The sequence below is a fragment of the Marinobacter suaedae genome (assembly GCF_030519635.1).
Taxonomy (GTDB): Bacteria; Pseudomonadota; Gammaproteobacteria; order Pseudomonadales; family Oleiphilaceae; genus Marinobacter; species Marinobacter suaedae.
In genome coordinates, this window is record NZ_JAUMIS010000001.1 from 400,111 (window position 1) to 424,190 (window position 24,080).

Sequence of the window (24,080 nt, forward strand, 5' to 3'; positions counted from 1 at the left end):
TTATCTGCTCCTCCGTCCGTTAGTCTCCTGTCTGGAGCGAAGCTCCCGGATGACCTGCTCGGTCAACTCCTGAATATCCACGTCCCCATTTCGGTCGCCGGATGACTGGCTGTCGCCACTCCGGGAACTGCGGGGCAGCGAGGCACCCTGTGTCAGACGATCAAGTGGCAGATACATCATGTTTCCACTGCTTTCGGTATCAACAAAGATCTTGCTGCTGTTAGAAAGTACTGATTCCAGAGCCTGCAGGTACAAACGCTCCCGGGTGACTTCCGGAGCCCGCTTATACACTGACAGCAGTTCGGTGAAGCGAGCCGACTCACCACGGGCGCGCTCAATCGCTTCCTGCTTGTAAGCGTTAGCTTCCTCAATCATCCGCTGAGCCTGACCACGCGCCTCAGGAACCACCTTGTTTCGATAGGTTTCGGCTTCTTCCTTCACGCGCTGTTCGTCCTCACGGGCGCGCTGAACTTCACGGAAAGCGTCCTGAACCGCGGGCGGCGGTTGTGTGCTTTCCACGTTCACCCGGACGATCTGAAGGCCCGTACCATACTCCTGAAGGAAACGCTGGAGCCGCTGCTCAACTCGCACCGCAAGCTCAGCACGCCCCTCGGTCAGAACATCGTCCAGCGACGAACTGCCCACCTCGTGGCGCAACGCACTGTCGGTTGCGAAGGCAAGAGCCTGGTTCGAATCCCGTACATTCAGGACGTAAGCCTTGGCATCCTCAACCCGGTACTGCACCTGCAGATCAACGGTAACGAGGTTCTCATCCTGGGTCAGCATCTGACCGCTGGACTCGGCTGTACGCACGTTGGTAACAAGCACTTTGGTGACATCATCAATCAGCGGCACCTTGAAGCGCAGACCTGGCTCCTCGGTGCGGTTAAATTCACCGAATCGAAGGACTACTGCCCGCTCCTGCTCGTCCACCGTGTAGAAAGATTGGTAGATCACATAACCCAAGAACAGCAAAAAGCCCAGTGCCAGAACCGCACCGAATCCGCCGGAACTTCCGGAACTTCCGGAACCGCCTCCGTCGTTGCGGGAGCCTTTGCCACCCAGCATTTTGTTCAGCTTTTCGATACCTTTCTTTAGCGCTTCATCGAGGTCTGGCGGCCCCTGATCATCGCCGCGCCGACCTCCGCCAGTTCCCCAGGGGTCGTTGTCATTGCGATTTCCACCCGGTTCGTTCCAGGCCATAGTGCTCTCCGTTCCTTACGTGTAGATGGCTGCAAATACTAGGGATTTATCATCGCCCCGGCAATAGCCCATGCGCTTTCAGGCATGGCGATCATCAAGGCGAACCGATTCTTCATTCATTCCTGCACGGCTGAGCAACTGCCGCCAGTCACGGTTCTGCAACCGGACCTCCAGCACCGCATCGCCGGTCTCCCGGTGCTCTTCACTCAATACCGAACCCGCCTCGTGCAACAGAGCCCTCAGTTTGCCGTCTGTTGGCCCAAGCAAGACAAAATAGTGGACGACGTCTTCGGCGAGGCGCTCCACAATCGCGTCGAACAGGTCATCGATCCCTTCGCCAGTTACCGCAGAGACCCATACCCGGATCGGGATTCCATCTTCGTTACGATCAATCCTTGGAGAAAAACCTTCAAGCAAATCAATCTTGTTGAACACCTGAAGAACCGGAATCTCGTCCGCACCGATTTCGGCGAGCACGGATTCCACCTGTTCGATATTGTCGTCCCTGCGGCTATCGTAGCAATCCACGACGTGCAGCAGTAAGGTCGCCTCGGTGGTTTCCTCAAGGGTTGCCCGGAAGGCTTCCACCAGTTTATGGGGCAGGTGCCGAATGAAACCCACCGTGTCCGCCATCACTACGGGCCCGATGTCCGGGAGTTCCAACCTGCGCAGGGTTGGGTCGAGTGTGGCAAACAACTGATCAGCAGCGTATACGCTGGAGGTTGTAATTCGGTTGAACAGCGTAGATTTGCCTGCGTTGGTGTAACCGACCAGAGACACCGTCGGAATGTCAGCCCGCTGCCTGGCACGCCGCCCCTGATCACGCTGACGACGAACCTTTGCCAACCGTTTGTGGATTGACTTGATGCGCTCCCGAAGCAACCGTCGGTCGGTTTCCAGCTGGGTTTCACCCGGTCCGCGCAGGCCAATCCCGCCTTTCTGACGCTCCAGGTGTGTCCAGCCGCGAACCAGGCGTGTGGACATATGCTCCAACTGGGCCAGCTCAACCTGCAACTTACCCTCGTGGGTGCGGGCCCGCTGAGCAAAAATGTCGAGAATAACCCCCGTGCGATCCAGTACCCGGCACTTCAGTTCCCGTTCAATATTACGCTCCTGACTTGGGCTGAGGGCGTGATTGAACAGCACCACATCCGCCTCGTAAGCCTGGATCGCATCCCGGATTTCCTGCAGTTTTCCCTCACCCACAAAGAGGCGGGGACTTGGCTGCTTGCGGGAACCTCCTATCCGGGCCACAGGCTCCACACCGGCAGAAGTGACCAGCTCCCGGAATTCACCCGGGTCTTCAGCGTCATCGTAAGCGGTGAAATCGATATGAACCAGTACGGCGCGTTCGCCAACATCGGGACGTTCAAACAAACCAATTCAACTCCGGTGGAAACATTTCAACGGGCTATAAAAACAAACACCCGCGTCCTTGGAACCCTGAGGTTCGTCGGAAACGCGGGTGGCGATCTTCGGGCGGTCTGACAATTCAGTCTTCAGACTCACCCTCGCCTGCCGTGCCCTGCTGCGGCAGGCGAACATTGCGCGCCGGCACGACAGTGGAAATGGCATGCTTGTAGACCATCTGGCTGACAGTGTTTTTCAGCAAAATCACGAACTGATCGAAAGATTCAATCTGGCCCTGGAGTTTAATACCGTTCACCAGGAAGATGGATACCGGCACGCGCTCCTTGCGCAAGGCATTCAGGTAAGGGTCTTGTAACGAGTGCCCTTTTGACATGGGTGTTCTCCTGTTTTTAGTTAATTCAGATCGTCATCGTCAATTTTAAAAGTGGTGCGAAGCCCGATGTTTTTCAAGGCAGTCTCGGTGATCTTTGGGTCCCCGCTGTCGAGCCAGAACACATCCGACCACTTCCGCAACCAGGTCATCTGGCGCTTGGCCAGCTGCCGGGTTGCAGCAACCCCCTTGTTCACAAACGCGTCATAGTCAACGTTGCCGGCCAGGAAATCCCAGGCCTGCCGGTAACCGACACAGCGCATGGAGGGAAGATCGGGATGCAAATCCCCCCTCGCCATCAGTGAACGCACCTCATCAAGGAAGCCATGCTCCAGCATGTTTAAAAACCGCTGATGAATCCTTTCATGAAGCTGGCTCCGCGTTGACGGGGCTACAGCCAGCTGAATAACAGTATACGGTAGCTCTTCGGATTCGTCTGCCTGCCACTGGGTGAAATAGGTGAAATCCTCAACCCCATCTCGCTGATTTTGTGATGGATTGGCGAATTCAGCCTGCCAGAAGGATGAAATCGGCTTGCCGGTCAGGCGGTAGACCTCCAGCGCCCGCATCAGCCTCTGGCGGTTATTGGGGTGAATCAGGCGGGCAGCAACCGGGTCGTACAGCTCGAGCTCCCCGTGCAAGGCCTGCCAGCCTTTCTCCTCCGCTTCCTGCTGGATCGCGTGGCGGATTTCCGGACTGGCCGACGGTAAGCGTGACATACCGTGCAGCAGGGCCTTGTAGTACATCATGGTGCCGCCCACCAGCAGCGGAATGCGTCCGGCTGCACTGATGGCCGACATTTCCGCCAGGGCATCCCGGCGAAAATCCGCGGCTGAATAGGTTTCGGCCGGATCACAGATATCGATCAAACGGTGGGGAGCGGCCGCCAGCTCCTCGGCACTGGGCTTGGCGGTCCCGATATCCATGGTTCGGTAGATCAGGGCCGAGTCCACGCTGATGATGTCGCAGGGCAGTCGCTTACAAAGCTCGATGGCCAGATCGGTCTTGCCCGAAGCCGTGGGCCCCATCAGGAAGATGGCGGGCGGCTTCTGGGTAGAGTTGGCCCCGTTCTCGTGCGCCATAGGTCAGCGACCGCGTAGGAACAACTTGTCGAGCTCGGACAGGGTGACCAGCGTCCAGGTCGGACGCCCATGGTTACACTGGCCGCTGCGCTCGGTGGCTTCCATGTCCCGAAGCAGAGAGTTCATTTCAGGAATGGTCAGCTGCCGGTTGGCCCGAACGGAGCCGTGGCACGCCATGGTGCCGAGCAGCTCATGGGTGACGGCCTCCACTCGATCGCTCTGACCATGCTCGATCAGGTCCGACAACACATCCCGCACCAACTGTTCGGTGTCTGCTCCTCGAAGTAGCGCCGGCACCTGCCGAACGGCCAGGGTTTCCGGCCCTATACGCTCAATCTGCAGTCCAAGCTGTTGGAGTTCGCCTCCATGGGTCTCGACCAACGCGGCCTCCTTCTGGCTGACCGCCAGAGATACCGGCACCAGCAAAGGCTGACTCTTGAGATCCTGGTCCGCAAGCGCCCGCTTCATCCGCTCGTAGGTAATCCGCTCATGGGCAGCGTGCATATCCACCACAATAAGGCCGGCCTTGCCTTGAGCCAGAATGTAGATGCCGTGCAACTGGGCAATCGCGTAACCCAGCGGAGGCTCCTCGTCGCTGTCGGCGGGGGGCGTCGGACTTGCAACAGACAGATCGGCGATGGCGGCTGACGATTGTCCATTGGTAACGCCACCGCCAGTATTCAGCGAACTGTAGAACGCCATCTGATCGCTGGCGCGCCATTCCTGCTGGGGCTGGGAGGCCTGGTAGCCGCCGTAACCGGAAGCGCCCGGCGACGACGGCGAAGGAACCGCCGGCTGCGAAGGCTGCCCCCAGCTTGTTGCTGCGGACGTTGTGGCCTCTGCCCCTGTACCGGGCATTGCTCCCCCTTCCCGAACCACCGACTGCGCAACCGCGCCACGGAAGTGATCATCGGGCCGAACATCCGCGAGCGCCTTGTGCAGTGTCCGGAAAATGAAATCGTGGACCAGGCGACCATCCCGGAAGCGAACTTCATGCTTGGTTGGGTGCACGTTGACGTCGACCGTGGCAGGGTCCAGTTCCAGGTACAGGACAAACGCCGGATGCCGGTTATTGTACAGAACGTCGCGATACGCCTGGCGGACCGCGTGGGCCACCAGTCGATCACGGATCACCCTGCCGTTCACGAAAAAGTACTGCAGATCCGCCTGACTGCGGGAAAAGGTGGGCAATGCCACCCAGCCCCACAGGCGCAGCCCGGTCGCTTCGGCATCGATGACCACCGCGTTATCAATAAACTGCTGGCCGCAAAGGGATCCGATCCGGCGCTCTTTATCCAGCGGGGTCTCCGCGGGCCGCAGGCTTTGAACCACCCGCTGGTTATGGCGCAGGGTGAATCCGGCATCAAAACGGCTCAGGGCCTGGCGCCGGACACACTCTTCGATATGATTGAATTCAGTTTTCTCGGTGCGCAGAAACTTGCGGCGCGCCGGGGTATTGAAGAACAGATCCCGAACTTCCACGGTCGTACCGACCGGATGCGCAGCCGGTGATATGTGGGCGTCCATGTCCCGGCCTTCCACTTCCACCCGTGACGCCGCTTCCTGTTCTTCCGTGCGGGATGTCAGGGTGAGACGGGACACCGAGCTGATACTCGCCAGGGCCTCACCGCGAAAGCCCAGGGACGCAACGGCCTCGAGGTCATCAAGACTGGTAATCTTGCTGGTGGCGTGGCGGCTCAACGCCAGAGGCAGGTCGGATTCGCTGATACCGCTACCGTCATCCCGGATCCGGATCAGCTTGACGCCGCCCTGCTCTATTTCAACATCGACTCTGCCGGCACCGGCGTCCAGCGAATTTTCGACAAGCTCTTTGACAACCGATGCGGGACGCTCCACCACCTCGCCCGCGGCAATCTGGTTGGCGAGCCGCGGCGAGAGCAACTGAATGTGGGGCATGTTCTGGAAAAACCTCTTACTCAGGAAGCGGGTATACGAATGGTTTGCCCTACCATAACACGGTCGTCTGTCAGGCCGTTAAACTGCATCAGCTCGCTGACCGTGGTCTGGTTTTCCCTGGCTACGCCGGACAACGTGTCGCCGGCCTTGATCTGGTAATGACTGACGGCCGAACTGCCCCTTTGTTTCTGCCACGCCAGCATGGTTCCCGGCGGCGGTGTTTTCTGGAAGTAGTCCTCAATGCCCTTCATGATCGCTGATGCCAGTCGGTCACGATACCACTGGCTATTCAGATTTTTCTCTTCCTCGGGGTTGGAAATGAACCCAGCCTCCACAAGGATCGAAGGGATATCCGGGGACTTGAGCACCACGAAGGACGCCTGTTCTACCCGTGGTTTATGCAGCTTGGCCACGCGGCCCAGGTTACCCAGCACCGAGCTGCCCACACCGAGGCTGGCGTTGATACTGGCGGTCATCGACAAGTCCAGTAGCACGCCCGCCAGCATGTCATCCCGACCGTCCAGGGAAACACCGCCTGTCAGGTCAGAGCGGTTCTCGCTCTGAGCCAGCCAGCGCGCGGTTTCACTGGTTGCACCGCGCTGGGACAGGGCAAATACCGACGCCCCCTTGGGCTGAGGTGTGCGGAAGGCATCAGCGTGCACCGACACGAACAGGTCGGCGTTGTACTTGCGCGCCAGCAGCGTCCGGTTTCGCAGGCCTATGTAATAGTCACCGGTACGGGTCAACTTGGCAGTGTAACCCGGCCGCTTATCAATCAGGGCCGCCAGGGTTTTTGCCATTTGCAGAACGACGTTTTTCTCGCGGGTCCCCTTCGGGCCAATAGCGCCCGGATCTTCACCGCCGTGCCCTGCATCAATTACAACAACAATATCGCGCTGGCCGCCAACGCTCTGTGTCACGGTCGGTTTGGCGGTTTTTTCAAACCTCCGGCCATTCTCGTCGATCAGGTCGACCACAAGCCGGTGGCCGTACTGGCCGTTTGGCTCCAGCTGGAAGCTGCGGGGCTTGATGTCGCTTTTCAGGTCCAGCACTACCCGGAGGTCGCTACCATTTCGGGGCGCACTCCGGATGCGCTTGATAGGGCTCCCGGCCAGGTCCAGCGCATCAAAGTCCGCGCCGAGTTCGGCATTTTTGAGATCAATAACCAGTCGCGAGGGGTTCTGGAGAGAAAAAATATTGTGGGCAACCTTGCCCGCCGTATCCAGCACGAGCCGGGTGTGGTCGGGTGCCGGCCAAAGGCGGACATCGTCCACGCGAGAGCCGGCATGCGCCAGAAAAGACACACTCAGCAGGAGTGCCGATACAGCGCCAAAAAGCGCTCTCGGGATTAATTTTTCCATACTCATACTGCTTTCCCGCCCAACCAGGCAATTGCGCAATCGTTAACTATTGCCGACCAGTTCCAGCCGGTTCAGAAGGTCCGCCCCGTCTTCTGTTCCTGCCCGTAGAACAACGGAACGGCCGTCGCCCTCACGTTCGAAGTGGATCTCGATGTCCGGTTCGGGCAGCAGGCCCTCGCCTCGCTCAGGCCACTCAATAAGGCACACATTGCCGCCTGAGAAATAGTCCCGGATCCCCATGTATTCCAGTTCTTCAGGATCACCAAGACGATACAAATCAAAGTGATACGCCGGTACCGTGAGGTCTTCGTAGGGCTCCACCAGGGTGTAGGTCGGACTTTTCACCGCGCCCTTGTGCCCCAGCCCACGCATGATGCCCCGGCTCATGGTGGTTTTGCCCATACCGAGATCACCGTCCAGAAACAGCGTAAGGCCCCGCTCGGATGCTATCACATGTCGGGCAACTTCCTGCCCAAGGGCTTCGGTTTCTGCCTCATTCTGCAAAAAAAAACGGCGTTCATTGCCGAAAACTGCCATCAATCCTCCCGACTACGGTTCGGCAAGCCCTCCGCTTCACGAAATATGAGCGGCAAGGCGTCAATCACATCACAGGGAATCAATCCCATGTAACCCTTATGCACAGAGGCCCGGTCAGCGGCCGCAAGGTGCACGGAGGCACCCAGTCCCGTTGCCCGCCGAACATCCTGCAACTGGCCGTAGAGCGCCCCTATAATGCCTGACAGAACATCGCCCATGCCACCGGTCGCCAGGCCCGGATTGCTGCCACTGACAATATCAGTCACTCCGTCGGCGGAGGCAACGACCGTGCCGGCACCTTTCAGCAGTACGGTACCGCCGAATTTTTTCTGCAGTGCCCTCGCCGCAGCGAGGCGGTCAGACTCCACCTCGGGCACCGTGCATTCGAGCAGCCGCGCAGCCTCGCCCGGGTGAGGAGTCAGGATGTGATTGTCCGCCTGTATCGGCACCCGGGAGGACATCAGGTTCAGGGCATCCGCATCCAGCACCCTCGGTTTATCGCTGGTCACGACTTGATCCAGCATTTGCTGCCCCCAGAAATTGGTACCTATGCCGGGCCCACAAACAACGACCGACGCAGCCTCTAACAGCGGCGGCAACTCCGATCCGTGAATAACCCCCTGGACCATGACCGACGGGCAACGCGCCAGCGCAGCAGGAACATGCTCCGGCCGAGTTGCCAGTGAAACCAGCCCCGCGCCCGCCCGGCTGGCAGCCTCAGCGGCCAGCAATCCTGCCCCACCGAAGCCACGATCTCCGGCAACAATCAAGACATGGCCAAAGCGCCCCTTGTGGGCATTGGCCCTCCGGGCAGGGAGCCATGGCATAGTGCCCGGCCAGTCAATCCGGTTTGCCAACGGAATTTCACTGCAATCCTCGACAGCCTCTTCCGTATCAAGGGGATCGAACACCACCTGCCCACAACTGGCCGCGCCCTGTCCGGTGAAAAGTCCAAGCTTCAGGCCAATGAACGTGACGGTCATATCCGCCTGGATAACATCGCCAGCCGCCGCCCCGGTTGTCGCATTCAATCCGGAGGGCAGATCGATGGCCAGCACAGGGGCATTGCAGGCATTGGAACGTGCAATCATTCCGGAGAAAGGCTCGCGGGGCGCACCGGATACCCCGGTTCCGAGCATGGCATCCACCAACAGGCCGGCCTCCGAAAACAGACTGGCCAGGTGATCCTCGCCAATGTCATCGAGCTGCTGCACCTGCACACCATCGGCTGCCGCCTTCTGATACGCCCTTAGGGCATCGCCCGCCAGCTTGTCGGTCGGCGCAACGGCAAGGCAATTAACGGTCATGCCATGACGCACCGCATTGGCCGCCACCAGATAACCATCACCGCCGTTATTGCCAGCACCGCACAGCACCAACACTTTACCTGCGTAGGGCCAGCGCGACACCAGCCGCCGGAACGCGCCGTGGGCCGCACGCTGCATCAGATCGAAGCCGTTTACACCCTGTTCGTCAATGAGATAACGATCTATTTCTCGGACGCCTTCGGCGGAATACAGTGTGTCTGGTAGACTGCTCGTGGCGAAGGGCGGCATAAGGCTCGGATCCCGTTGCAGAAAGCGGATGAAGAAAAAAAGCCAGCTATCTGGAAAGGATAGCAAAACCACCCTAAAGGTCGAAATTGAATCAGATTCACAACAAACCCCATGCTTTACAGTGAGTTGCCCTTGCCATGACAGGCACCACCAGCACCACACCGCCCCTGACCGATTCAGGCGACACACTCGCCGACGTGGCCCGACGCATTCCTGAGTGGGCGCGGGAGCTTGGCTTTTCCAGCGCCGGAATCACCACCCCGGATACGGGCGAGCACGCAGCCCACCTGCAGAACTGGCTGGCAAACGGTTATCAGGGCGAAATGGAGTACATGGGCCACCACGGGGACAAACGGTATACACCCTGCTCACTGGTGCCAGGCACCAAGCGTGTCATTTCTGTTCGCATGGATTACCTGCCCGCCCCGGACAACCCGAAAGAAGTACTCACTGACCGCGAAAAGGCTTATGTGACGCGATACGCCCAGGGTCGGGACTACCACAAGGTGATACGAAAGCGGCTGGCAACCCTGGCCAGTCGAATTGACGAAGCGGTCACCGGCCACAACTATCGCGCCTTTGTCGACAGTGCTCCGGTGCTAGAACGAGCCCTGGCTCAACGCGCCGGACTGGGCTGGATCGGCAAGAACACCATGCTCATCCATCCCAAGGCTGGCTCGTTCTTTTTTCTCGGTGAAATCTTCACCAGCGCCCCCCTGCCCGTTGATCAGCCTTTCGAGACTGAACATTGTGGCAGCTGCTCGGCTTGCCTCGATATCTGCCCAACCCAGGCATTTGTTGGCCCGTACCAACTGGATGGACGGCGCTGCATCAGCTACCTGACCATTGAGCTGAAAGGCAGTATTCCGGAGCAACTCCGACCCCTCATCGGAAACCGCGTGTTCGGCTGTGACGACTGCCAGTTGGTCTGTCCCTGGCAGAAATTCAGCAAACCCACACAGGAAGCCGATTTCCAGCCACGCCACGGACTGGACAACAGTTCCCTGGCGGAACTGTTCCTGTGGACGGAAGAGCAGTTTTTGAAGCGCACCGAAGGTTCTGCGATTCGGCGCACGGGGTACGAAGGGTGGTTGAGAAATCTGGCCGTGGGACTGGGCAACGCCCCATCGACCATTCCGGTTATGGAAGCCTTGAAGCGACGGGCGGACCACCCATCAGAGATGGTCCGTGAGCACGTGCAGTGGGCTCTCAGACAGCACGGTTTATAGCTGGAAGAAAGTCTCGCGATAGTGGCGGAGCTCGTTGATGGAATCGCGGATGTCGTCCAGCGCCAGATGACTGCCCTGTTTTTTCACCCCGGCCAGCACATCCGGACGCCAGCGACGCGCCAGCTCCTTGATGGTGGAGACGTCCAGGTTGCGGTAATGGAAGAAGCCCTCCAGCTCTGGCATGTACTTCACCAGAAAACGGCGATCCTGGCCGATGCTGTTGCCGCACAACGGAGACGAACCCGGCTCCACGTGCTGCTGTAAAAACTCCAGTGTCAGGCGTTCGGCTTCCGCTTCTCCGATCGAACTCTCTTTGACCCGCCGGGTCAGGCCACTGGCTCCGTGGGTTTTGGTGCACCACTCATCCATGGCGTCGAGCAGGCTGTCCGGCTGATGCACGGCAATCACCGGCCCCTCCGCCACCAGATTCAACTGCGAATCCGTGATGATGGTCGCCATCTCAATAATCCGTTCCTGCTCCGGGTCCAGTCCGGTCATTTCCAGATCAATCCAAACCAAGCGATCGCCTTCTGCCATGACTCTTTCCTAACCTTGTGGTTGTCTTGATGATGAAATCAGTAAATTCGCCCCGTATTGTGGCTGATTAACGTATCATGTAACACCTCAACTCCACTGGACAGCGACTCGCGATCCCGAATGGCAAAACGGCGACTGAACAAACAGCAGCAATTCCGCATCAAGAAGATCCAGCAGGAGCGGGCCGAGCGGGCCGCCCGGAAAGAGAAGGCCATCGAGGCACAGGCTGAAGCCGGCGAACTGGGTCCGGAGCAACAAGGGCTGATCATTGCGCACTACGGCCAGCAACTGGATGTTGAAGTGCTGGAGGGTGAGGATCAGGGCACGGTGGTGCGCTGTTTTGTCCGGGCCAACATCGACAGCCTGGTCACCGGCGACAAAGTCATCTGGCGCCCGGGTAAAAACGGAACCGGCGTGATTGTGGCGCGCTGCGACCGCCAGAACCTGCTTCAGCGGCCTGACAACTTCGGAGCGCTGAAACCCGTCGCTGCCAACATCGACCACATCATCCTGGTCATTTCCGTTGAGCCCGAGCCCCACGACAACCTGATCGACCGCTACCTGGTCGCTTCCGAAACGTCGGACATTCCGGCCGTCATCCTGCTCAACAAGACCGACCTGATCAGCGACCGCAATCAGGAGCAGATCGATGCCCTGCTGAGCCGCTACGAAGCGCTCGGGTACGAGGTGGTCCGCACATCCGCGGTGGACGCCGGCGATACACCGTCACCGGAAGTGCAAGCGCTGGTAAAAGGCCAGACCAGTGTCTTCGTTGGCCAGTCCGGCGTGGGCAAGTCATCCATTATCCAGACGCTAATTCCCGATGAAGCCATCCGGGTGGGCGCGATTTCTGAAAGCACTGGCAAGGGCACACACACCACCACCACCGCGAAACTCTTTCACCTGCCCATTGGCGGTGATCTGATTGATTCTCCGGGGATTCGGGAATTTGGCCTCTGGCACATGACTCCGGATGAAATCGAATACGGGTTCCGGGAAATCCGCGACGAAATCGGCCACTGCAAGTTCCGCAACTGCCGCCACATGGGCGACCCGGGCTGCGCAATCGACGCGGCGGCCGAAGCCGGCAGAATCAGCCCGGAACGCCTGAAAAGTTTCCACCGGATTCTTCAGGACATGGCCGAGCAGCAGGCCCGCGGACTCAAACTGGACTGAACCGGGACTGCCGTTCACCAGCTGAACTCGCCCAGTTCCGCACTGGTTCGGATGCGATGGTTAACTGGCTGCCCCGGATGAGCCATGGTCACGCCGTGAAACCATTTCTATACATGGACCAGTCTTTGGTAAACTCTCGCGCTCTCGAGCGCAAAGGGTTTTATTAATGCTTAACAAGTTGTTTGTTCTGAGCCAGTACGTTACGCCGCAACTTGCGGTCTCTCGCCTTGCCGGCCGCCTTGCTGACGATGACAGCAACCCGGCGCTCAAGAACCGGGTGATCAAGTGGTTTATCGGCCGCTACGGCGTAGACATGAGCGAAGCGCGGGAATCCGACCCCACCGCTTACCCCAGTTTCAACGCATTCTTTACCCGTGAACTTAAACCCGGCATCCGCCCCATCGCCGATGGCGAAAAGACCATGGCCTGCCCGGTGGACGGCGCCATCAGCCAGCTGGGCGAGATCACCAACGACCGGGTGTTTCAGGCCAAGGGCCAGTCGTTCGGCCTGACCGAATTGCTCGGCGGTGATGAAAAACGGGCCGAACCCTTTGCCGAAGGCGTGTTTTCAACCATTTACCTCTCCCCGAAGGACTACCACCGCATTCACATGCCGATGGCGGGCAAACTTCGGGAAATGGTTTATATCCCGGGCAAACTGTTCTCGGTGAATCCGGTCACGGCGGAAAACGTACCCAACCTCTTTGCCCGTAATGAGCGTGTTGCCTGCATTTTCGACACCGAGGCCGGCCCCATGGCGATGGTCCTGGTGGGCGCGATGATTGTTGGCAGCGTTGAAACCGTCTGGTCAGGCGTGGTGGCCCCGGGCGATGGCCAGCTTACCGCCACCCGCTATGAAGGCGATGAAGCGAGAAGCTTTGAGAAAGGCGAGGAAATGGGGCGTTTCCGACTCGGCTCAACGGTAGTCCTGGTGATGCCGAAAGGCTCGGTGAACTGGAACGAAAACCTGTCAGCCGGCGGCAGCGTTCGACTGGGCGAAGCCTTCGGTACCCTCGCGTAACGCCGGAGGCCCGAACCCGGCGATCCGGAGCTACGCCCGCTCGAAGGGAAACGCCAGTACATCGGCGATATCGCGGGTTCCCAGCTTGAGCATCAATAACCGATCCAGCCCGAGTGCGACGCCGGCGCACTCGGGTATTCCCGCTTCCACAGCAGCCAGAAACGCCTCATCAATCGCCATTTCCGGCTTTCCTGCACGCCTGCGCAACTGATTATCCTGCTCAAAGCGCCGACGCTGCTCGTCCGCATCCACCAGTTCCCAGTAGCCGTTGCACAGTTCGACACCGTCGATATACAGTTCGAACCGGTGCGCCACCGGGTGGCCATCTCGCTCGGACACTCTCGCCAATGCCGCCTGGGACGCCGGATAGTCCACAATAAACTCGGGCACGTCCTGCCCCAACTGGGGCTCCACCGCAAAACTCATGATCAGGTCCAGACAGGCATCCCGCCCCATACCGGCTAGTTGGTCCGGCTCAAGCCAGTGCTCACAGCACCGGCGTAACTCCCGGTCGGAGGCTTCAAAGGGATCAATATGGGCACAGGCCATCACCGCGTCGCGATAGGAAACCGTCCGGGGACGCCGGCAATCGAGCCAGCTACATACCAGATCTGCGACCTCCGCCCTCAGCGCTTCATCATCAAACCCTACCCGATACCATTCCAGCATCGAGAATTCCGGGTTATGACGCTGCCCCCGCTCACCGTCGCGAAATACTCTGGAGACCTGGAAAATCGATCCGGAGCCCGCTGCCAGCAGGCGCTTCATATGATATTCAGGAGAGGTCTGGAGCCAGCCTCCGCGACGCCCCGCGGCCGACACATGAGCACGCACGCCATCCAGATTCAGGTCGCTCACCCCATGGGCGGCAAGCACCGGCGTTTCAACTTCCATGACCTGCCGCTCATCAAAAAAGCCGCGCACAAACTTCAACTGCTGTGCGCGGCTTTTCAGAGCGGCCTGTGAGGCAGAGGGCTGCCAGACAGGTTGAGTCGTCATTGGTGGTTCAGCTGCTCTTCACACGGCTGACGTATTCGCCGGTACGCGTATCCACTTTCAGAACTTCGCCAATGCTGATGAACAGCGGAACGCTTACAACCGCACCGGTGGACAGGGTCGCGGGCTTGGATCCGCCCTGGGCCGTATCCCCTTTCATACCGGGATCGGTATCAACCACTTCCAGCTCCACGAAGTTGGGAGGCGTCACGGAAAGCGGGGCACCGTTGTACAGAGTCACCGTGTAGACGTCCTGCTCCTTGAGCCACTTGACGTTATCGCCCACCGCCTTGGCATCCGCCGCGAACTGCTCAAAGGAGCCATCCGTCAGCATGAAATGCCAGAACTCACCGTCGGTGTACAGGTACTCCATGTCCTGATCGAGAACATCAGCCGCTTCGAGGGATTCTCCAGACTTGAAGGTACGCTCCCAGACCCGGTTGGTCATCAGGTTACGCAGCTTCACACGATTGAACGCCTGCCCCTTGCCGGGTTTAACAAACTCGTTATCCAGCATGATGCAGGGGTCGCCGTCGAGCAAAACCTTAAGACCACTGCGGAATTCGTTGGTAGAATATGAAGCCATGAAATGTTCACCTGACAGAATGCAGTATATGAATGAAAGGTCGCTATGATACAGCGAACTCCCACCCGTATTGAAGCCCATCCCGCGGAAGACCGCCGAACTTGGCAGCAACTGCTCTCGAACTCCATCACGTCGCCAGCCGACCTGCTGGAGCGGCTGGAGCTCGCACCCGAAACCTGGCTTGAGGGGGCGAAGACCGGGCACAGGCTTTTCGCCGTACGGGTACCGGAACCTTTCCTGGCTCGAATGCGCAAAGGGGACCCCTACGACCCGCTGTTGCGCCAGGTACTCCCTCTGACCGACGAGACCGAACCCGCCGATGGTTTCGTGCAGGATCCACTGGCTGAGAACGGCGCAATTCAGACCACCGGCCTGATCCGCAAGTATCGCAGCCGGGCGCTGTTGATGGTTACCGGCCAGTGCGCGATCAACTGCCGCTACTGCTTCCGGCGTCATTTCCCCTACGAGGACCAGCGCCTGTCTCCCAGTGACCGTCAAAAGGTGATCGAAACCCTGGGCGACAGCCCGGAAATCAACGAGGTCATCTTCAGCGGCGGCGATCCGCTGGTGGCCAGCGACCGCCTGCTGGCCGACTGGGCCGACGCCATCACCGGGCTGCCCCACATCAGACGCCTGCGCCTCCATACCCGGCTACCTGTGGTGATTCCCCAGAGGGTGTGTGACGCTCTGATCGACTGGATTTCCCAAACATCCGTGCGGGTGGTGATGGTGCTGCACATTAACCACCCGGCGGAAATCGATGCCAGTGTTCGGGAGGCACTGGCCAGACTTTCAGAGGTGGGGGTTACGCTTCTGAACCAGAGCGTAATACTCAGGGGCATCAATGACAGCGCTGACACCCTTGAGTCTCTCAGCGAGTCCCTGTTTGATGCCGGGGTCCTGCCCTACTACCTGCACGCGTTTGACCCCGTTAGGGGTGCCCACCACTTCGACGTCGAAGACCAGCGGGCCCAGGGCCTGATTCAGCAACTGCTTACCCGGCTGCCGGGTTTTCTGGTTCCGCGCCTCGTCCGGGAGATTCCTGGCGAAGAGAGCAAGACACCACTCAACATCAACCTGTGACCTGCGACACACACCGACCCGGCACCCCAAACGTCAAACATTGTTAAGTGGTGAACCGTTCTCATTTTACGCCTAGTCGACTTCGTGAAAGTCCGGTAACGTTTGATACAAAACAACACACGTATTCACGGCATTTGTCTCAGCAAAACGCCTCAGCACAATTACAATCGCGTGAAAGGCCTGAGCCGGCTTTGAATACTTACCAAGATCCTGATACTGGCGTGAACTAATGGAAGGCACGATTCTGAAACCCGATCTTCGAGTCCCCGAGCAAAAGACGTCCACCCTGTCTTTTTGCGATCACACGCCGAAAGCATTCAGGGACTGGACCGGACAGTTGCCACTCGCCAACATCGGCGAAGCCTCCCGCCAGCTCTACCACGCCATCATTGAGCTGAACCAGCTGTACATCCATCCACAGCAACGGCTGCAGCTGCTGGAACAGATCAGAGGGAAGATTCGCTTCGTCTGCGACGAGCTGTCACGACACTACCTTGGCATGTCCGTGGCCTTGACGGAGAAACAGCGCAAGATTGCCAACCTGTCGCAGGCGCTGCAGATGCATCTGGCCTCTGGCTACAAACTGTCCGTACTGGAATTACTGGAAGACGGCGGTGTCGACCGTAACCGAAAGCACCTGTCACTGGCCTGCCACCGGGCCATCTCGGAGTTGGCCGCCGGCATCGTTCGCTCTCACCAGCTGTACTGCCCAAGTCCGACCCGCAGCTGGCTCGAATGCCACCGCCTGTTCCGCTTCGCCCTCCGCAACAAGCTGGCCAACACTGAAATAGACGATGACACCTTGCAGCATCGTCGTTCCAGCACCGTGGCAGATGCCTACAAGCGGATCTTGCTGCTTGGCTGCGCCCGACCAAATCAGTTGCGCCAGCCAGAACTGGTGCAGGTATACGAGCTGTTTGAACTCTGGAGCGATTACGCTTCCTGCCAGACTGATGCAACAGATGACAGTCTGTTCGTCATTAACCTGGAGCATGACAACCCGCCCATGTACCGCAGCCTCCTGCAGGCGTCACCCTGTGAGGACAGCATCGGATTCGATAGCCGGAAACTCTCGTCAATGGTTGCGGAGACACTGCATAACCGCCGCAATCATCTGGACGCTGAAGCACCACTGCCAATACCCGCCAGAATTAACGACACCCTGCTAACCCACCTGAGCCAGGCTCTGGGCATTGTTGCAAAACGGAACTTTAACCGTATTGCGTGCCAGGGCACCCTTGAGGTCTGCGTGGGCCTGACCGCTGCCCACTATTTTGTCTCTGGCGAAAAGGTCTTCGGCGACTTCATCGATGGCAACGATTGGGATCTGAAAGACCAGACCAATCCGTTTGTCCGATCGGCTCGGGAAAAGAACGACCCCTGGGCCAACTCACCCGACAGCGCACCTCGTGAAGACATGCTCCACGCAGCCGACACACCTATTAACTTCAAGGGCGCTTCCGGCAGCAATTCCGCCACCTCAAAGGACGACAAGAACCAGCCCCGCGCACACCACCCGACCCTGATCAACACCAGTCCGGGTGGCTACTGCGTGGTGTGGGAGACCTCCGCCCCATCATCGCTTCAGTCCGGTGAAATCCTCGGTGTCCGAGAACACCATTCCCACCCCTGGAGCATTGCCATGGTGCGCTGGCTCCAGCACACCAAAGGCGAAGGGACCCAGGTCGGCATCGAACTGCTGGCCCCCAGTGCCTCTCCCTGCGGTGTAAAGCTGATCCAGAAAGTGGGAAACAGCTCCGAGTACCTGAGAGGCCTGTTGCTGCCCGAAATCAGCGCCATCAACCAGGCAGCCACACTGGTGACGCCGCGCTTGCCGTTCCAGTCCGGCAGTCGGATTTCCATGCTGTACGATGGCCGGGTAGACGAAGGGGTGCTATCCAATAAAGTCGCATCGTCCGGAAGCATCAGTCAGTTCGAGCTAAAACTGCACAACACCGGCAATCGGAGCATGACCGGAACACAGGTGCCCAGCGCCAGTGAGGACGAGTTCGACTCCCTGTGGCCGTCCCTCTAGACACAAGCAGCAAACCCTCGGCATCGCCGAGGGTTGTTATTGGGAAATATCCCCTGCATCATTCAGCCTAAGTGACTATTTGGCCCATCGATGCTGGTGATCCAGCCATCGCATTCCGGGATTTTCAGCGAACTCCCCCCTGACCACAGGGCCGACTTAGACAACCGTTGTACCACGAGACGCCTAACGAATGCAGAAGAAGAACGCGACCGTACATCTCCTAATTCTCGATCCATCACAGAACGACGCTGAATCGCTCGTCAGCCTGCTCCGGAACTCCGGCAAGGCCACCCGCGCTCACCGCATCACTTCCGAGGAAGACCTTGAAGAAACCCTGAAGGCGGGCCAGTGGGACCTGCTTATCGCCCGGGATCTGGACGAAGAATTCTCCGCGGATGACGCGTTGGCGATGATTCGCCGGATGGACAAAGACGTTCCATTCGTTTTACTGACCAATGAATACAGTCACGAGCGAACCGTTGAGATCATCAAGGCCGGCGCACAGGATGCACTCCCCGTCGATCAGACCGATCTGCTGGTTCTGGTCGTGAACCGAGAGCTGGCTGCCCTGGAAGAACGCCGCCGCCGTCGACTTCTCGAGTCCCACCTGCGAGAAGCGGAACAGCGCTGTCAGTTGCTGCTAGAAAGCTCCAAGGACGCCATCGCCTACATCAACGATGGCATGCACATCTATGCCAACCAGTCGTACATGGAGTTCCTGGGTTACGACGATATCGACGAACTGATCTGTATCCCGGTGCTTGATACCCTGACTCCGGACAGCCAGGGCAAGTACAAGGAGTTCATGAAGTCCTTCGTCGAAAAGGGCGAAGATGGCATGACTATGAATTGCGTTGCCCGCCGCAGTGACGATCACGAGCTGAACGTGACCATGTCAGTATCAGCAGCCACCTACGACGGTGAGACCTGTACCCAGATCGTCCTTCAGCCGGAGCACAGTGACGCCGAACTGGAAGAAAAACTGCGCAAGATCAGTAGCCAGGATCTGCTGACCGGCCTGTACAACCGTCAGTTCCTGATGGACACACTGTCTGAAAACATCGCCAATGCCGCCAAAAGCAGCGAATCCGGCGCACTGGCTTATATCGCACTGGATAATTTCATGAGCATGAAAGGTCAGGTGGGCATTGCCGGTGCAGACCTGCTGCTCGGCGACCTGGCCAACCTGCTCAAGGAACAGGCCGGGGACGAAATGACTCTGGCGCGCCTGAGCGACGATGCCTTTGCCATCATGCATCAGCCGTGCGATGAGAAAACCATGACGGACGTCAGTGAGCGGGTCCGCAAGGCGGTGGAAGACCACCTCTTCGACATCAATGGCCGGACTGTCCAGCTCACTGTGAGCATCGGTATTGCCGCCATCACAGAAAACTCTCCGAAAGCCGAGGAATTGATGGCCAGGTCCCATACGGCATCGGCCGATGTTCGTAAACAGGCAGGCAAGGAAGGGGGTAACGGCGTACTGGTATACAATCCAGCTGACTACGAAACCCTGGACCAGAGTAATTCGGTCGAAGCTATCCTCAAGGCACTTGAAGACAATCGCTTCCGCTTGCTGTTCCAGCCGATCATCAACCTGCGCGGCGAGGGTGAAGAGCACTACGAGACCTTCGTTCGCATGGTCAACAAGGATGGCGAGGAGGTCTCTCCCTATGACTTCCTGCCACCGACTGGACCGGCCGATACCGCCATCAAGATTGACCGCTGGGTAATCCTGCAAACCATCAAGCAGCTGGCCAGCCATCGTTCGCAGGGACACGATACCCGTCTGTTCCTGAACGTCACGGCAGAAACCCTCCAGGACAAGACCTTCAGCGCCTGGCTCAGCGTGGCTCTAAAAGCAGCCAGACTGCCCGGCGACTCGCTGATATTCCAGATCCGCGAAGGCGACGCCAACAACTATCTCAAACAGGCCAAGGAATTCAGCAAAACGCTGCAGGAACTGCATTGCAAGATTTCCATTGCTCAGTTTGGCGGTGCCATCAATCCGTTCAACACCCTGAAGCACATCAATGCCGACTACGTGAAAATCGACGGATCCTTCACCGAGGAAATCCAGAAGAGCGACGAAGCCAAGGAACAAGTCAAGGAAATGGTCAAGACCCTGCAGAACAACGGCAAGCTGACCATCATTCCGTTGGTGGAGAACGCGGGCGTTCTGGCAACCCTGTGGCAGGCCGGCGTCAACTACATCCAGGGCTATTACCTGCAGGCCCCGGCACCGGAGATGAACTACGACTTCGGCGATCAGTAAGTTCGCCAGCCCAACGAAAACGGCGCCCGAGGGCGCCGTTTTTCATATCTGCGAGGGCTCTCAGATGCCTGCGTCTGCAAGCCCCTGATTGGTCTCGCTCTCCCGGAAACCGATCAGGTACAGAATGGCATCCAGCCCCAGGGTTGAGATGGCATGACGGGCCGACTCCTTCACCAGCGGCTTGGCACGGAAGGCAACTCCAAGCCCTGCCTGGCTTAGCATAGGCAGGTCATTGGCACCATCACCCACGGCAATCACCTGGGCGCGGGAGATACGCTCTCTTTCGGCAATTTCCAGCAGCAACTCAGCCTTGCGCTTGCCGTCGACAATCTGTCCTGAAACCTTGCCAGTCACCTTGCCGTCGACAATTTCCAGCTCATTGGCGTAGACATAGTCGATGCCCAGCTTGTTCTGCAGGTGGCGGGCAAAATAGGTAAAGCCGCCCGAAAGGATTGCCGTGCGATAGCCCAGCGCTTTAAGACTCTTGATCAGGTGCTCTGCCCCTTCTGTCATCTTGAGGCGTGCGGCTACCCGTTCCAGCACCGATTCATCCAGTCCCTGAAGGAGCGCCAGACGCTCGGCAAAGCTCTGACTGAAATCCAGCTCCCCTTGCATCGCCCTCTCGGTGATTTCGGCCACCTGCTCGCCCACACCGGCCTCCAGCGCCAGTTCGTCGATTACCTCGGCCTCAATCAGGGTGGAGTCCATATCGAACACCACAAGGCGACGATTGCGGCGGAAGATGGAATCCTGCTGGAACGCAATATCCACGTTCATCTCACCGGCAATATGCAGGAAGTCCGCCCGCAACTGTTCCAGATCCGCCGGTTGTCCGCGCACCGAAAATTCCACGCAGGCGATGCGGTTTTCCGACGAAGTCAGGGACGGGCGCGCCGACAAGCGGGTGATATTGTCAATATTCAGGCCATGGCGAGCCGTGATGGCTGAAACCCGGGCAATCTGCTCCGCCTTTATGTCCCGGGACAGCAGCGTCACGATGTAGCATGCCCGGTTCCGACCCTCTGCCCAGGACTGGTACTCCTCGACGGTAATCGGGGCAAAATGCACCTGAAGATCCAGTGCGTGCAAGCGAAACAGCAGGTCCCGGATGACCGGTGACGATTTCGACGCATCCGGGATCTCGATCAGGATCCCCCAGGTCAGGTGATCGTGGATGACCGCCTGACCAATATCCAGAATCCGGACATCATACTGTCCCATAATTCCGGTAATTTCCGAGGTCAGCCCGGGCTTATCGCGCCCGGACACGTTAATCAGGATGAGTTCACTCACTCTCGAGCGTCTCCTCTGGCTGAGCCGGGGCAGCTGAAGGAATCACATCGATGGCATCCACCCTCTGAAGCCCTCTCGGCAGTTTATGCCCCCGACGACCGCGTTCCCCAAGGTAATGTTCCAGGTCACTGAACTGTAGTCCCATTTTGCGCTTGCCGGCGCGGACTTCCAGCTGATCGTCCTCGGCGAATACGGCAACCGCCACGACGAATTCTTCCCGGTTCTGTACTCGGGCAGACGGAATGCTGATGATCTTGTTGCCCTTGCCCTTTGCCAGTTCCGGCAATTCGCTGAGCGGGAACACCAGCATGCGGCCCTCATTCGAGATGGCGGCCAGGTACAGGGTTTTATCCGAAACCGGCACAGATATGGGCGACATGATACGGGCACCCTTGGGCACCGACACCAGCGCCTTTCCGTTACGGTTCTTGCTGACCATGTCATTGAGGGATGCCACAAACCCGTAGCCACCATCAGTGACCAGCAGAGCTTTCTGGCTGGCCTCCCCCATCAAAAGACCGGCAAACGTCGCACCAGAAGGCGGATTGATACGTCCGGTAAGCGGTTCCCCCTGCCCCCGTGCAGAGGGCAGACTGTGGGCCATAAGTGAGTAGGCCCGCCCCGTCGAGTCGATAAAAATGGCAGCCTGGTTGTTACGCCCCCGGGCAGCCAGGGCAAACCGGTCACCGGCCTTATAGTTCAGCCCGTCAGGGTCAATATCATGACCTTTCGCCGCTCGAACCCAGCCTTTCTCGGACAGCACAACGGTTACCGGATCATTCGACACCAGATCCGCTTCGCTGAAGGCACGAGCCTCATCACGCTCTACTATAGGCGAGCGACGATCGTCGCCGTAGGTTTCGGCATCAGCCTGCAGTTCACTCTTGATCAATTCCCGCAACCGGTCGTCGGAACCAAGAATAGACTGCAGCTCATCACGCTCTGCAGACAGCTCATCCTGCTCGCCGCGAATCTTCATTTCTTCAAGCTTGGCCAAGTGGCGCAACTTCAATTCCAGAATGGCTTCCGCCTGTTCCGGAGACAGGCCAAAGCGAGCGATCAGCTCATCCTTTGGTTTGTCCTCGGTACGGATGATCTCGATAACCTCATCGATATTGAGGTACGCGATCAACAGCCCTTCCAGAAGGTGCAAGCGGGACAGGACTTTATCCAATCGGTGCTGGAGACGCCGGGTGACCGTGGTTCGGCGGAACACCAGCCACTCGGTCAGGATTTCACCCAGCCCCTTCACCCCCGGTCGACCGTCGTTGCCAATCACGTTGACGTTCACACGGTAGGTCTTTTCCAGATCCGTGGTGGCAAACAGGTGGGCCATCAGCCCTTCCAGGTCCACCCGGTTGGAACGCGGCGCAATCACCAGTCGGGTGGGGTTCTCGTGATCGGATTCGTCCCGAAGGTCGCCCACCATTGGCAGCTTTTTGGTCTGCATCTGCTGCGCGATCTGCTCCAGAACCCGTGCACCGGAGACCTGGTGCGGCAAATCGGTGATGACAATCTCACCGTTCTCACGAATCCAGCGCGCCCGCATCCGCAGGGAGCCGCGCCCGGTTTCGTACATCTGACGGATGTCTTTCTGGGGAGTAATGATTTCCGCCTGGGTTGGGAAATCCGGGCCCTTGATGTGCTCGCAAAGCTCATCAACGGTTGCATCCGGTTGATCCAGCAGGCGAATACACGCCGAAGCGACTTCACGAACATTGTGAGGCGGGATATCCGTGGCCATACCGACAGCAATCCCGGTGGTGCCATTAAGCAGCACATGGGGAAGACGCGCAGGCAGAACGGAGGGCTCGTCCATGGTGCCGTCAAAGTTCGGCACCCAGTCCACGGTACCCTGCCCCAGTTCGCTTAGCAGGACTTCGGCGAAAGGCGCCAGACGCGACTCGGTGTATCGCATGGCAGCGAAGGATTTTGGATCGTCCGGTGACCCCCAGTTACCCTGCCCGTCAACCAACGGGTAGCGATAAGAAAACGGCTGCGCCATCAGCACCATGGCTTCGTAACAGGCGCTGTCGCCGTGGGGGTGGAATTTACCCAGGACGTCACCCACGGTACGGGCTGATTTCTTATATTTGGCGGTGGACTTCAACCCCAGCTCGGACATGGCGTACACAATGCGCCGCTGTACCGGCTTTAAACCATCCCCGACGTTGGGCAACGCCCGGTCGAGGATGACATACATGGAATAATCGAGATAGGCTTTCTCCGTATAATCCCGGAGCGAAACCCGCTCAAAGCCCTCATCCGTTGTCTGAAACTCTGGCATGGATGCCTCTTTTGCGTCTTGTACCTGTTTTTTTATGCTGCCAGCGATGCTACCTGTAACCTGCGGAATATTCACCAGCACCGGGGCGAGCCACATTATATGGACGCCGGCTCCGATACTCCAACTTCCAATAGCGGAAACCCCGAATGGAGGCTCATCGACCCG

19 protein-coding genes are annotated in these 24,080 nt (G+C 58.6%); 6 read left to right on the forward strand and 13 right to left on the reverse strand.

Features of this window, described 5'->3' with window-relative positions; all coding sequences use genetic code 11:
• From hflK to QVZ43_RS01780, 8 genes are all read right to left on the reverse strand, one after another.
• Entirely contained in the window at nucleotides 1-1,203 is a 1,203-nt protein-coding gene (hflK, locus tag QVZ43_RS01745) for an FtsH protease activity modulator HflK (protein WP_223794042.1), read from the reverse strand.
• 78 nt (nucleotides 1,204-1,281) lie between these two features.
• Nucleotides 1,282-2,580 carry a ribosome rescue GTPase HflX gene (gene hflX / locus QVZ43_RS01750; protein WP_302908631.1) on the reverse strand — a complete coding sequence of 433 codons (1,299 nt, stop codon included), beginning with the start codon at nucleotides 2,578-2,580 and terminating at the stop codon, nucleotides 1,282-1,284.
• Between the two features lie 115 nt (nucleotides 2,581-2,695).
• Complete coding sequence (gene hfq, locus QVZ43_RS01755) at nucleotides 2,696-2,947, reverse strand: RNA chaperone Hfq (RefSeq protein WP_223794044.1); 252 nt, start codon at nucleotides 2,945-2,947, stop codon at nucleotides 2,696-2,698.
• Nucleotides 2,948-2,967: 20 nt separating this feature from the next.
• Nucleotides 2,968-4,026, reverse strand: a complete 1,059-nt coding sequence (miaA, locus tag QVZ43_RS01760; RefSeq protein WP_223794045.1) for a tRNA (adenosine(37)-N6)-dimethylallyltransferase MiaA — start codon at nucleotides 4,024-4,026, stop codon at nucleotides 2,968-2,970.
• Nucleotides 4,027-4,029: 3 nt separating this feature from the next.
• Nucleotides 4,030-5,943: a DNA mismatch repair endonuclease MutL gene (gene mutL, locus QVZ43_RS01765; RefSeq protein WP_302908632.1), complete on the reverse strand. Its 1,914-nt coding sequence runs from the start codon at nucleotides 5,941-5,943 to the stop codon at nucleotides 4,030-4,032.
• Nucleotides 5,944-5,963: 20 nt separating this feature from the next.
• The gene (locus tag QVZ43_RS01770) at nucleotides 5,964-7,304 is read right to left on the reverse strand and encodes an N-acetylmuramoyl-L-alanine amidase (RefSeq protein WP_420890883.1); all 1,341 of its coding nucleotides are present in this window, start codon (nucleotides 7,302-7,304) and stop codon (nucleotides 5,964-5,966) included.
• Between the two features lie 42 nt (nucleotides 7,305-7,346).
• A complete protein-coding gene (gene tsaE, locus QVZ43_RS01775) occupies nucleotides 7,347-7,841 on the reverse strand; it encodes a tRNA (adenosine(37)-N6)-threonylcarbamoyltransferase complex ATPase subunit type 1 TsaE (RefSeq protein WP_302908634.1) in 495 nt (164 codons plus the stop codon).
• The gene (locus tag QVZ43_RS01780) at nucleotides 7,841-9,397 is read right to left on the reverse strand and encodes an NAD(P)H-hydrate dehydratase (RefSeq protein ID WP_302908635.1); all 1,557 of its coding nucleotides are present in this window, start codon (nucleotides 9,395-9,397) and stop codon (nucleotides 7,841-7,843) included. Before QVZ43_RS01780 ends, tsaE begins: the two co-directional genes overlap by 1 nt.
• A gap of 137 nt (nucleotides 9,398-9,534) precedes the next feature.
• Between QVZ43_RS01780 and queG the strand changes: the two genes are divergently transcribed.
• Nucleotides 9,535-10,626, forward strand: a complete 1,092-nt coding sequence (gene queG, locus QVZ43_RS01785) for a tRNA epoxyqueuosine(34) reductase QueG (protein ID WP_302908636.1) — start codon at nucleotides 9,535-9,537, stop codon at nucleotides 10,624-10,626.
• Here queG and orn read toward each other — a convergent pair.
• Nucleotides 10,621-11,163: an oligoribonuclease gene (orn, locus tag QVZ43_RS01790; RefSeq protein WP_302908637.1), complete on the reverse strand. Its 543-nt coding sequence runs from the start codon at nucleotides 11,161-11,163 to the stop codon at nucleotides 10,621-10,623. The genes queG and orn overlap by 6 nt on opposite strands.
• 120 nt (nucleotides 11,164-11,283) lie before the next feature.
• Here orn and rsgA point away from each other — a divergent pair, with 120 nt between their 5' ends.
• Entirely contained in the window at nucleotides 11,284-12,339 is a 1,056-nt protein-coding gene (gene rsgA, locus QVZ43_RS01795) for a small ribosomal subunit biogenesis GTPase RsgA (protein WP_302908638.1), read from the forward strand.
• 166 nt (nucleotides 12,340-12,505) lie between these two features.
• Nucleotides 12,506-13,360 carry an archaetidylserine decarboxylase gene (gene asd, locus QVZ43_RS01800; RefSeq protein WP_302908639.1) on the forward strand — a complete coding sequence of 285 codons (855 nt, stop codon included), beginning with the start codon at nucleotides 12,506-12,508 and terminating at the stop codon, nucleotides 13,358-13,360.
• Nucleotides 13,361-13,390: 30 nt separating this feature from the next.
• Here the strand turns inward: asd and epmA are convergent, their stop codons facing one another.
• Together epmA and efp are read right to left on the reverse strand one after the other, a co-directional pair.
• Entirely contained in the window at nucleotides 13,391-14,359 is a 969-nt protein-coding gene (gene epmA / locus QVZ43_RS01805; protein ID WP_223794054.1) for an EF-P lysine aminoacylase EpmA, read from the reverse strand.
• A 7-nt stretch (nucleotides 14,360-14,366) separates the two neighbouring features.
• Complete coding sequence (efp, locus tag QVZ43_RS01810) at nucleotides 14,367-14,942, reverse strand: elongation factor P (protein ID WP_223794055.1); 576 nt, start codon at nucleotides 14,940-14,942, stop codon at nucleotides 14,367-14,369.
• Between the two features lie 45 nt (nucleotides 14,943-14,987).
• Here efp and epmB point away from each other — a divergent pair, with 45 nt between their 5' ends.
• The 3 genes from epmB (at nucleotide 14,988) to QVZ43_RS01825 (ending at nucleotide 20,335) form a co-directional block, all read left to right on the forward strand.
• The gene (epmB, locus tag QVZ43_RS01815; protein ID WP_302908640.1) at nucleotides 14,988-16,025 is read left to right on the forward strand and encodes an EF-P beta-lysylation protein EpmB; all 1,038 of its coding nucleotides are present in this window, start codon (nucleotides 14,988-14,990) and stop codon (nucleotides 16,023-16,025) included.
• A 229-nt stretch (nucleotides 16,026-16,254) separates the two neighbouring features.
• Nucleotides 16,255-18,060 (forward strand): GTPase, encoded by a 1,806-nt coding sequence (locus tag QVZ43_RS01820; protein WP_223794057.1) that lies wholly within the window; start codon nucleotides 16,255-16,257, stop codon nucleotides 18,058-18,060.
• Between the two features lie 190 nt (nucleotides 18,061-18,250).
• Nucleotides 18,251-20,335 carry an EAL domain-containing response regulator gene (locus QVZ43_RS01825; RefSeq protein WP_302908641.1) on the forward strand — a complete coding sequence of 695 codons (2,085 nt, stop codon included), beginning with the start codon at nucleotides 18,251-18,253 and terminating at the stop codon, nucleotides 20,333-20,335.
• 60 nt (nucleotides 20,336-20,395) lie between these two features.
• Here the strand turns inward: QVZ43_RS01825 and serB are convergent, their stop codons facing one another.
• Both serB and parC read right to left on the reverse strand, forming a co-directional pair.
• Nucleotides 20,396-21,628, reverse strand: a complete 1,233-nt coding sequence (gene serB / locus QVZ43_RS01830) for a phosphoserine phosphatase SerB (RefSeq protein WP_302908642.1) — start codon at nucleotides 21,626-21,628, stop codon at nucleotides 20,396-20,398.
• Entirely contained in the window at nucleotides 21,621-23,915 is a 2,295-nt protein-coding gene (gene parC / locus QVZ43_RS01835) for a DNA topoisomerase IV subunit A (protein ID WP_223794060.1), read from the reverse strand. Before parC ends, serB begins: the two co-directional genes overlap by 8 nt.
• Between the last annotated feature and the right edge of the window lie 165 nt (nucleotides 23,916-24,080).

Excerpts from the sequence above, each read along its gene's own strand:
- rsgA (WP_302908638.1), top strand. The coding sequence starts at position 11,284 with ATGGCAAAACGGCGACTGAACAAACAGCAGCAATTCCGCATCAAGAAG.
- asd (WP_302908639.1), top strand. The coding sequence starts at position 12,506 with ATGCTTAACAAGTTGTTTGTTCTGAGCCAGTACGTTACGCCGCAACTT.
- epmB (WP_302908640.1), top strand. The coding sequence starts at position 14,988 with ATGATACAGCGAACTCCCACCCGTATTGAAGCCCATCCCGCGGAAGAC.
- QVZ43_RS01780 (WP_302908635.1), bottom strand. The coding sequence starts at position 9,397 with ATGCCGCCCTTCGCCACGAGCAGTCTACCAGACACACTGTATTCCGCC.
- QVZ43_RS01820 (WP_223794057.1), top strand. The coding sequence starts at position 16,255 with ATGGAAGGCACGATTCTGAAACCCGATCTTCGAGTCCCCGAGCAAAAG.
- parC (WP_223794060.1), bottom strand. The coding sequence starts at position 23,915 with ATGCCAGAGTTTCAGACAACGGATGAGGGCTTTGAGCGGGTTTCGCTC.
- QVZ43_RS01825 (WP_302908641.1), top strand. The coding sequence starts at position 18,251 with ATGCAGAAGAAGAACGCGACCGTACATCTCCTAATTCTCGATCCATCA.
- mutL (WP_302908632.1), bottom strand. The coding sequence starts at position 5,943 with ATGCCCCACATTCAGTTGCTCTCGCCGCGGCTCGCCAACCAGATTGCC.
- QVZ43_RS01770 (WP_420890883.1), bottom strand. The coding sequence starts at position 7,304 with ATGGAAAAATTAATCCCGAGAGCGCTTTTTGGCGCTGTATCGGCACTC.
- miaA (WP_223794045.1), bottom strand. The coding sequence starts at position 4,026 with ATGGCGCACGAGAACGGGGCCAACTCTACCCAGAAGCCGCCCGCCATC.
- orn (WP_302908637.1), bottom strand. The coding sequence starts at position 11,163 with ATGGCAGAAGGCGATCGCTTGGTTTGGATTGATCTGGAAATGACCGGA.
- epmA (WP_223794054.1), bottom strand. The coding sequence starts at position 14,359 with ATGACGACTCAACCTGTCTGGCAGCCCTCTGCCTCACAGGCCGCTCTG.
- efp (WP_223794055.1), bottom strand. The coding sequence starts at position 14,942 with ATGGCTTCATATTCTACCAACGAATTCCGCAGTGGTCTTAAGGTTTTG.
- hfq (WP_223794044.1), bottom strand. The coding sequence starts at position 2,947 with ATGTCAAAAGGGCACTCGTTACAAGACCCTTACCTGAATGCCTTGCGC.
- hflK (WP_223794042.1), bottom strand. The coding sequence starts at position 1,203 with ATGGCCTGGAACGAACCGGGTGGAAATCGCAATGACAACGACCCCTGG.
- queG (WP_302908636.1), top strand. The coding sequence starts at position 9,535 with ATGACAGGCACCACCAGCACCACACCGCCCCTGACCGATTCAGGCGAC.
- tsaE (WP_302908634.1), bottom strand. The coding sequence starts at position 7,841 with ATGGCAGTTTTCGGCAATGAACGCCGTTTTTTTTTGCAGAATGAGGCA.